Annotated in this window: 8 protein-coding genes; 3 read left to right on the top strand and 5 right to left on the bottom strand. The window is 69.8% G+C overall.

Going from position 1 to position 8,724, the window contains the following annotated elements; all coding sequences use genetic code 11:
• Positions 1-162: 162 nt before the first annotated feature.
• The 3 genes from ccsB to A612_RS06535 form a co-directional block, all read right to left on the bottom strand.
• Complete coding sequence (ccsB, locus tag A612_RS06545) at positions 163-1,515, bottom strand: c-type cytochrome biogenesis protein CcsB (RefSeq protein WP_019373710.1); 1,353 nt, start codon at positions 1,513-1,515, stop codon at positions 163-165.
• Entirely contained in the window at positions 1,512-3,674 is a 2,163-nt protein-coding gene (locus A612_RS06540; RefSeq protein WP_019373709.1) for a cytochrome c biogenesis protein ResB, read from the bottom strand. The genes ccsB and A612_RS06540 overlap by 4 nt, the downstream gene beginning before the upstream one ends.
• 141 nt (positions 3,675-3,815) lie before the next feature.
• On the bottom strand, positions 3,816-4,475 hold the full coding sequence (locus A612_RS06535; protein ID WP_019373708.1) for a c-type cytochrome: 660 nt from the start codon (positions 4,473-4,475) through the stop codon (positions 3,816-3,818).
• Between the two features lie 84 nt (positions 4,476-4,559).
• Here A612_RS06535 and yihA point away from each other — a divergent pair, with 84 nt between their 5' ends.
• Positions 4,560-5,339 carry a ribosome biogenesis GTP-binding protein YihA/YsxC gene (gene yihA / locus A612_RS06530; protein WP_051001464.1) on the top strand — a complete coding sequence of 260 codons (780 nt, stop codon included), beginning with the start codon at positions 4,560-4,562 and terminating at the stop codon, positions 5,337-5,339.
• Here the strand turns inward: yihA and A612_RS06525 are convergent.
• Together A612_RS06525 and A612_RS06520 are read right to left on the bottom strand one after the other, a co-directional pair.
• Positions 5,302-6,171 carry a lysophospholipid acyltransferase family protein gene (locus tag A612_RS06525; protein ID WP_040436249.1) on the bottom strand — a complete coding sequence of 290 codons (870 nt, stop codon included), beginning with the start codon at positions 6,169-6,171 and terminating at the stop codon, positions 5,302-5,304. The genes yihA and A612_RS06525 overlap by 38 nt on opposite strands.
• A complete protein-coding gene (locus tag A612_RS06520; RefSeq protein ID WP_040436248.1) occupies positions 6,168-7,025 on the bottom strand; it encodes a lysophospholipid acyltransferase family protein in 858 nt (285 codons plus the stop codon). The genes A612_RS06525 and A612_RS06520 overlap by 4 nt, the downstream gene beginning before the upstream one ends.
• A 145-nt stretch (positions 7,026-7,170) precedes the next feature.
• On the opposite strand from A612_RS06520, the gene metK reads away from it, so the two are divergent.
• Together metK and A612_RS06510 are read left to right on the top strand one after the other, a co-directional pair.
• Positions 7,171-8,361 carry a methionine adenosyltransferase gene (gene metK, locus A612_RS06515; RefSeq protein WP_019373704.1) on the top strand — a complete coding sequence of 397 codons (1,191 nt, stop codon included), beginning with the start codon at positions 7,171-7,173 and terminating at the stop codon, positions 8,359-8,361.
• A 135-nt stretch (positions 8,362-8,496) separates the two neighbouring features.
• A complete protein-coding gene (locus A612_RS06510; RefSeq protein ID WP_019373703.1) occupies positions 8,497-8,682 on the top strand; it encodes a DUF1328 domain-containing protein in 186 nt (61 codons plus the stop codon).
• The last annotated feature ends 42 nt before the right edge of the window (positions 8,683-8,724 follow it).

The raw sequence follows: 8,724 nt of genomic DNA, 5'->3' as shown, positions 1-8,724 counted from the left end.
CCGCCCGCCAGCTGGCGCAGCAGCGCGCGGCGTCCGTCGTGCACGGCGCGCGGCGTGATCTCGCTGGAATGCGGATGCGTGAACCCGTCCGCGTGGGTGTGGATCAGCATGGCAGGCTCCTCGAGCGGTCGGCCCAGCAGGTGTGGCGCGGGCGGCGCGGCCTCAGAGCGAGCCGTAGCTGTGCAGCCCCGACAGGAACATGTTCACCCCCAGGAACGCGAAGGTCGTCACCGCCAGCCCCACCAGCGCCCACCAGGCCGATACCGTGCCGCGCAGCCCCTTCATCAGGCGCATGTGCAGCCAGGACGCGTAGTTCAGCCAGACGATCAGCGCCCAGGTCTCCTTCGGGTCCCAGCTCCAATAGCCGCCCCAGGCCTCGGCCGCCCACAGCGCGCCCAGCACGGTGGCGATGGTGAAGAAGGCGAAGCCCACGGCGATCGCCTTGTACATGACGTCGTCGAGCACCTCCAGCGCCGGCAGCTGCGCGGCGATGCGCCGGCGACCGAGGAGGATGGCGCCCACGATCAGCGCCGAAATGCCGAAATAGACCATCCAGTAGCTGCTGCCGCCGGCGGCCGCGTCCTGGCGGAAGGCCAGCGGCTCGAAGCACAGCACGATGCCCAGCAGCCACAGCGGCGCGAGCTTCCACCAGCGCGTCTCGGCCGCCTGCTGCTTGACCAGGTAGGCGAAGGCCACCATGGCCGCCAGCGCAAAGGTGCCGTAGCCGACGAAGTTGGCCGGCACGTGCAGCTTCATCCACCAGCTCTGCAGCGCCGGGATCAGCGGCTGGATCTCGTGGGCTTCCCGCACCACCGTGTACCACAGCAGGAAACCCACCGCCGCGCTCACCACCAGCATCACGAAGCTGCCCAGGGCGCGCGTGCCGTACTGCTCCTCGTAGTAGAGGTAGAACACCGCCGTCATCCAGCAGAACATGACGAAGACTTCGTACAGGTTGCTCACCGGAATGTGGCCGACGTCCGGGCCGATCAGGTAGCTCTCGTACCAGCGCACCATGGTGCCGATCAGCGCCAGGCCGATCGCCACCCAGGCGATGCGCGAGCCCAGGCGCATCATGGCTTGGCGCTCCCCGCCGACGATCATGCCGACCCAGTAGAAGGCCGTGCTCATGAAGAACAGCATGCTCATCCACAGGATCGCCGACTGGCTCGAGAGGAAATACTTCAGCAGGAACACGCTGTCGGCGCGCGCCAGATCCGCCCCCGCCTCGCCCTGGTACAGCCCGACCGCCGACAGCGACAGCGCCGCCACCGCCACCATCAGCCACAGCAGCGGCCGCCAGAACCAGCCCAGCCAGACCACCGCCGGAATCGAGCCGAGCAAGATGCCCTTCTCGTACACGTCCATGTAGGCGCCGTAGCGCTGCAGCGCGAACAGCCCGCCCACCGCCACCGCCACGGCAAAGAGCCAATCCAGCCAGTCGCGCCGAGAGAAATAGCCGCCGCCACCCAGTTGGTAGGTCGCCGCGGCGGGAGTGGTCGTGGTGGTGTTCATGGGGCCTTGCCTCCGTCGGTGGCCGCGCCGAGCAGCTGGGCGCTGAGCTGGTGGAATTCGCGCTCGCCGTCGAGCGTCTTGCGGTTCATGGACAGTGCCATGGTGGCCTGCGCGCCGCCGCCCTCCGGCACCAGCCAGACCCACAGGCGCCGGTCGCGCACATAGAGCATGGCAAAGACGCCGATGATCAGCAAGGCGCAGCCCAGATAGACCACGTTCTTGCCGGGGGCCCGCGCCACCTGGAACACGCTGGCCTGCACCTGGTTGAAATCGACCAGCTCCAGCGCCAGCGGGGCCGGGTAGGCCTGCGAGTCGCTCAGGGCCAGCACCGCCTGCGTCATGAAGGCGCGCGTCGCCTCGTCCTGGGGCAGCGGCGCGAGGCCCGCCTGGCTGCGCGTGAGCTGCACCAGCTCGAACAGCGCGCCGTTCAGGATGCGGATCAGCACCTCGCCGGCGCGCTCGCGCTCGGCCAGGGGCACGTTCGCCTCCATGAAATCCGACACGGCGATCAGCCCGCCGCGCGGACGCCCCGGCAGCGGCTCGTGGTCGCCCGCGAAAAGCGCCAGCGCCCGCGAGGCGGACAGCTCCAGCTGCTCGACCAGCTCCGGCCGGGCGCCGTCCACGGCCGCCCTGGCGTAGCGCCGCACCGCCTGCGCGCGCAGTTCGGGGCTGCCCAGGGCGACGCGCATGCGCAGGAAGTCGCCCATGCCGCCCTCGTGGTCGATGGGCACGCGCAGGTAGCGAAACTGCTCGGCCTGCGTCTCGCGCACGCCCAGCAGGTACACCGGCAGCTGGCCGTCGCCCATGTCCACCGGCAGCATGTAGTTGTGGTATTCGCGCGCCTGGCCGGCGGCGTCGCGCAGCTTGTAGGTGATGCTCGGGCCGATGTTCTTCAGCTCGCGGCGCGTCACCGTCTTGTTGCCCGCGCCCAGGCGCGACTCGATCGACGAGCGCAGGTCCACCTTGCGCACGTCCACGGCCGAGCCCTGCCCGCCCTGGCGCTCGACGTCGCCGAAATTCTCCACGTTCAGCACGCGCAGGGCGGTGAACTCCAGGGTCGTCGCCCCGGCAAGCCCGGGATCGTTCAGCGGCGTGGAATTGCCGATCACCCCCTCGACCTCGAACGGCGCGATGCCCGGCACCAGCGGCCGGGCGCGCAGGCGCACCTGCGAGCCGCCATCGTCGAAGCTCGACTGGTAGATCTCGATGCCGCGGTAGCTGGCCGGGTGGTTGACCTCGATGCGCTTCGGGACCGCTTCGCCCGTGGCCTTGTCGTGGATCACGATCTCGCTGGCGAACAGCTTGGGCATGCCGGTCGAGTAGTGCTCGACGATGAACTTCTTCAGCTCCACCGCGAACGGCAATTCCTGCAGCAACACGCCATCCGACTGGTTGAGGATCGCCGTGCTGGCCTGGGTGCCCTCGGAGACCAGCAGGTTGCCGCGGAAGGTGGGGTTGCGCTCGGACAGGCGGTGCTGGTCGGACACTTCCGAGATGAAGCCGCCGCCGGTGTAGGGCGTCTTGCTGCCCAGCCACATCTGGGCGCGCACGATCAGGTCGCCGTCGAGCAGCCCGCCCAGGCAGATCAGCACGATGGCGCTGTGCGCCGCGATGTAGCCGATCTTGTTGGCCGCGCCCGCCTTGGCCGCCACCATGAAGCCGGCGCCGCCCTCGCGCTCGCGCCGCTGCACGCGCACCTTCCAGCCGCGCGCCAGCAGCTGGCGGCCGATGCGCTCGGCGGCGGCCTCGGGCGGCTCGGCGGCGAAGTGCGCGGCCGCCTTGTGGCGGAAGGCCTGCAGGCTCTTTTCGCGGATGTCTTCCTTGAAGTTGCGGATGTCGGCCAGGTACTTGGGCGTGTGGCGGGCGATGCACAGCGAGGTGCTCACCACCAGGAAGGCCAGGATCAGCAGGAACCACCAGGCGCTGTAGACGGCGTTGAGCTTGAGCGCCAGGAACAGCTCGGCCCAGAAGGGGCCGAACTGGTTGACGTAGTTGTTCACCGGCTCGTGCTGCTGGACCACGGTCCCGATGACCGAGGCGATGCAGATCACCGTCAGCAGCGCGATGGCAAAGCGCATCGACGCCAGCAGCTCGAGCATCGGGCGCAGCACCGGCTCGCGGCGCGACAGCCCGCCGGCGGCAACAGAAGTGTCAGACATGGAAAGGTGGGGCGGGGAAGCAAAAGGGGCGGGCCATCCGTGCAGATGGATCCGCCCCGTCTTGGGTCCGATTATCCCGCGCAGGTTCCCTGCGCGCCGGCTATACCCCTGTTGGCTTGACGTGAATCAACCTCCGGCGCCTCAGCGCAGGCCGGCGATGTAGTCGGAGACCGCGCGGATCTCGCGGTCGTTGAGCTTGGCGGCGATGTCCGTCATCTGGGGGCTGTTGCCGCGCTTGCCGTCGCGAAAATCGATCAGCTGCTTGGCCGTGTAGTCGGCGTGCTGGCCCGACAGGCGCGGGTACTGGGCGGGGATGCCGGCGCCGTTGGGGCTGTGGCAGCCGGCGCACGAGGCGATGCCGCGGTCCTGGATGCCGCCGCGGTAGATGCGCTCGCCCAGGGCGACCAGGTCCTTGTCCTTGGCAAAGCCTTCCTTGGCCTGCTGCGAGGCCAGCCACCAGGAGATGTTGCGCATGTCCTGCTCGCTGAGCATGGAGGCAAAGCCCTGCATGACGGCGTCAGCGCGCTTGCCGGACTTGAATTCCTGCAGCTGCTTGACGAGGTACTCGGGATGCTGCTGGGCCAGCTTCGGGTTGGCGGCGATGGTGGAGTTGCCGTCGGCCGCGTGGCAGGCCACGCAGACGGTGCTGTAGCTGGCCTCGCCCTTGGCCAGGTCGGGCTTGGTCAGCGCGGCCGGCGCCGCCGCCGGGGCGGGCGCAGGTTCGGCAGCATCCGCCGCAGCGGCCGTGAGGGCGGGGGCTGCGAGCGCGGCAGCCATCAGCAGGGAAGCAAGCAACTTCATAGCGGGGTTCTTCTGTGGTGGGCGCAAAACCTCGCGATTCTACAATGCAGCGTATTGCACTCCTGCCTTGCCCGCCGCGCCTCCATGACGAACGCTCCCACGGCGCCAGACGCCCCCCCGGTCCCTGACGCCAAGCTCGCCCTCGGCTGGATGCACACCGCCCGCTTCCTGACGACCGCCGCGCAGCTGCACCACCTGCCGCCCGTTGAAGTCCCGGAGATCGCTTTCGTGGGGCGCTCCAACGCCGGCAAGTCCACCTGCATCAACACCCTGACGCAGCAGCGCCAGCTCGCCTTCGCCTCCAAAAAACCCGGCCGCACGCAACACATCAACCTGTTCGCGCTGGGCCGCCAGGGCGCGACCGACGCCGTGCTGGCCGACCTGCCGGGCTATGGTTACGCCGCCGTCTCGCGCAGCGACAAGCTGCGCTGGCAGCAGGTGATGCTCAATTACCTGATCCAGCGCCCGAGCCTGACGGGCATCGTGCTGCTGTGCGACCCGCGCCTGGGCCTGACGGAGCTGGACGAGGCGCTGCTCGAGGCCGTGCGCCCGCGCGTCGAGGAAGGGCTGAAGTTCCTGGTGCTGCTGACCAAGGCCGACAAGCTCAACCGCTCCGAACAGGCCAAGGCACTGTCCATCATGCGCCTGCAGGCGGGCGGCGGCGAGGTGCGGCTGTTCTCCGCGCTCAAGCGCCAGGGCGTGGAAGAAGTGGCGCAGCTGCTGTGGCAGTGGGCACATCCGGCAGGCTCCGGAGCCGCGCAGGACGCGCCCGCCCCGCCAGCCGCAGCGCCCGGGGTGCCCGAAGACACGCCCTTAAGGGGCGGGATCAGTACAGCGGCGCCTGCCCCTCGGGCCGGGTCTTGAAGCGCCGGTGCACCCAGTAGTACTGCGCCGGCATGGTGCGGATCGCCGCCTCCAGCTCGCGGTTCATGCGCGCCGTGTCGGCCACCGCATCGTCCGTGGGAAAATCCTCCCACGCCGGGGTCAGCACCGCCTCGTAGCCCTCGGGTGTCATGCGGCTGTAGAGCGCCACCACCTTGGCGCGGCCCAGGCGGGCAAAACGCGACAGCGAGGGGATGGTGGCGGCGTCCGGGACCGCGAAGAACGGCACGAACACCGAGTCGCCCGGCCCATAGTCCATGTCGGGCAGCAGGTACAGCAGCCCCCCCTTGCGCAGGCAGGAGATGATCGGTTTCACGCCATCGGCCCGGTTGAGCATCCGCACCTCGCCAAAACGCTGGCGCCCGGCCATGAACCAGGCGTCCAGGACCGGATTGGGATGGGTCGCAAAAATCGAGGTGAACTCACGCGTGGTGTGCAGCGGCAGCGCCAGGCCGCCGGCGTCCATGCTGTAGAAGTGCGGCGCGAACACGATGGTGGGCGTATCGCCCTCGAGCTCGTGCAGCGCCCCGCTCAGCCTGACGCGGCTTCGAACCACGCTCTCCGGCGCCGACCACAGCCAGCCGCGATCGAGGAAAGTCTGGCAGAACACCTCGAAGGATTCGCGCGCCCAGGCCCGGCGCTGCGCCTCGGGCACTTCCGGAAAGCACAGCTCCAGGTTGCGCAGCGCCACCCGCCGGCGCGGCGCCGCCACCACGAACAACACGCGCCCGATCCACGCCCCCAGCGCGCGCAGCACCGGCAGCGGCAGGCGCCCGAGCAGGTTCAGCAGGCCGATGCCCAGCCGCGCCATCATGCGCCCGCCTCCGCCGCGGCCGGCCCTTCGGCGCGCGGCTGCTTGTAGCGCGCGTAGCCCCACAGGTACTGCTCCGGACAGGCCCGGATCTGCTGCTCCATGGCGGCGTTGATCTGGCGCACCGCAGCCGGCAGCTCCGGCGCGAGCGGCGCGTCCAGCCCCTGCAGGTACAGCCGGTAGCCGCGCCCCCGCGGCACGCGCTCGCAGCGCGCCAGCACCACCGCCGCGCCGGTCTGCTGCACCAGCCGCGCGGCCAGTGTCATGGTGTAGGCCTCGCGCCCGAAGAACGGCGACCACAGCCCCTGCCCCTGCGGCGGCACCTGGTCGGGCAGCAGCCCCACCGCCTGGCCGCGGCGCAGCGCCTTGATCATCTGGCGCACGCCCTGCAGCGTGGTCGGCACGGCGGCGATCCCCGGGCGGTTGCGCGCGCCCTCCATGAGCCGCGCCAGCCAGGCCTGGCGCGCCGGGCGGTACAGGATGGTGAAGGGCCCGTGCGCGGCGGACCAGCGGCGCGCCCCTTCCTGCACCGACATCTCGAAGCAACCCAGGTGCGGCGTCAGGAACACGATGCCGCGCCCGGCCGCCCAGGCCTGCTCGACGCACTCGGCGCCGACCACGTCGCAGCGCCCGGGCTCGGCCGCCAGCCACAGGCGCGGCGCCTCCGCCACCATGCGCCCGGCGTGCGCCACGGCCGGGCGCACCCGGGCAAAGGCATAGCCGGCGCCGGCGGCGTTGTCCAGGAAGCGCCGCCGGTAGGTGGGGGAAGCGAGGAACGCCACCCAGCCCAGCACCGCGCCGAGCGCGTGCAGCACCGGCAGAGGCAGCACGGCGAGGAGGCGAAATACGGAAAGCATTAAAATGGCGGGCTGTCGCCGAGTTAAATGAGCAACTTGCAGGGCGACGTTAAACACAACTGCTAAAGCGTTCGCCACACGGCTCCCGCAAGGTCCTGGGCAACGCCCAAACAGCCTCTGACGACCAACACCGGAGTTTATTCAAATGGCGAACGACTTCCTCTTCACGTCCGAATCGGTCTCCGAAGGCCACCCCGACAAGGTGGCGGACCAGATCTCGGACGCCATCCTCGATGCCTTGCTGGAGGTCGACCCGCGCGCCCGCGTGGCCGCCGAGACGCTGGTCAACACCGGCCTGGTGGTGCTGGCCGGCGAGATCAGCCTGCGCTCGGACGCCGCCGTGCCCGACTACATCCAGATCGCGCGCGACACCATCCGCCGCATCGGCTACGACAACACCGAATACGGCATCGACCACAAGGGCTGCGCCGTGCTGGTTGCCTACGACAAGCAGAGCAACGACATCGCCCAGGGCGTGGACCATGCCTCCGACGACCACCTGAACACCGGCGCCGGCGACCAGGGCCTGATGTTCGGCTACGCCTGCGACGAGACGCCCGAGCTGATGCCCGCGCCGATCTACTACGCGCACCGCCTGGTCGAGCGCCAGGCGCAGCTTCGGCGCGACGGCCGCCTGCCGTTTCTGCGCCCCGACGCCAAGAGCCAGGTGACCATGCGCTACGTCGATGGCAGGCCGCACTCGATCGACACCGTGGTGCTGTCCACCCAGCACAGCCCCGACCAGAGCGAGAACGCCACCACCATGAAGGCCAGCTTCATCGAAGCCGTGATCGAGGAGATCATCAAGCCGGTGCTGCCCGCCGAGTGGCTCCAAAACACCAAGTACCTGATCAACCCCACCGGCCGCTTCGTGATCGGCGGGCCGCAGGGCGACTGCGGCCTGACGGGGCGCAAGATCATCGTCGACACCTACGGCGGCGCCTGCCCGCACGGCGGCGGCGCGTTCTCCGGCAAGGACCCGACCAAGGTCGACCGCTCGGCCGCCTATGCCGCGCGCTATGTCGCCAAGAACATCGTCGCCGCGGGCCTGGCGCGCCAGTGCCAGATCCAGGTCGCCTACGCCATCGGCGTGGCGCGGCCGATGAACATCACCGTCTACACCGAAGGCACGGGCGTGATCCCCGACGCGCGCATCGCCGAGCTGGTGCACGAGCACTTCGACCTGCGCCCCAAGGGCATCATCCAGATGCTCGACCTGCTGCGCCCGATCTACACCAAGACCGCCGCCTACGGCCACTTCGGCCGCGAGGAACCCGAATTCACCTGGGAGAGGACAGACAAAGCCCAGGCGCTGCGGGCGGCGGCGGGCCTGTAAGCCCGGGGGCCCGCCCCAGCGATCGGCCGCTTCCTACGCACGCCACACCTGCATGCCGACGGACGCGGCGGGGCGTCCTGTCCAAGATGGGACCTCCCGCAGCACGCTGCACCCCCGTCCTCACAGGAGACCCCGATGCTCAAGTACGCCATCATCTTCGCCATCATCTCGCTGATCGCCGGCGCGCTCGGCTTCACCGGCATCGCCGCCGGAAGCGCCGGCATCGCCAAGATCCTGTTCTTCCTGTTCCTGGCGCTCACCGTGCTGTTCGTGATCCTGGCGCTGCTCGGCGTGGGCGCGGCGCGCAAGGCCCTGCGATGAGGCGGCACCGGCCCTGAGGCCAGCGCGGCCGGCCCTGCCGGG

The organism is Melaminivora alkalimesophila (genome assembly GCF_000282995.1).
In the GTDB taxonomy this organism is placed as follows: Bacteria; Pseudomonadota; Gammaproteobacteria; order Burkholderiales; family Burkholderiaceae_C; genus Melaminivora; species Melaminivora alkalimesophila.
The sequence above is the reverse complement of the archived record's forward strand: the minus strand, read 5'-3'. Positions and strand labels throughout refer to the sequence as shown.